Below are 301 nucleotides of genomic sequence, written 5' to 3'. Positions count from 1 at the left end.
GCTGATAGTGAGGGTAGGCTTATAGCTGATGTGGAGGATGAAGGAAATACTGATGACTGGGATGAAGCATTGGTTAATCGGGCGAGGTTTAATAGTGAAGGTAGAGTTGTAGCTGATGTGGAGGATGAAGGAAATACTGATGACTGGGAGGCAGCACCTGTTAATCGGGTGAGAGCTGATAGTGAGGGTAGGCTTATAGCTGATGTGGAGGATGAAGGAAATACTGATGACTGGGATGAAGCATTGGTTAATCGGGCGAGGTTTAATAGTGAAGGTAGAGTTGTAGCTGATGTGGAGGATG

1 protein-coding gene is annotated in these 301 nt (G+C 46.2%); it reads left to right on the top strand.

Features of this window, described 5'->3' with window-relative positions:
* Window positions 1-30 precede the first annotated feature (30 nt).
* A partial coding sequence (locus ACWTE2_RS00045; protein WP_454786168.1) for a hypothetical protein occupies window positions 31-301 on the top strand: 271 nt, incomplete at its 3' end.

The organism is Legionella nigrisilvae (assembly GCF_977063395.2).
This window is presented reverse-complemented; position numbering and strand designations above follow the sequence as displayed.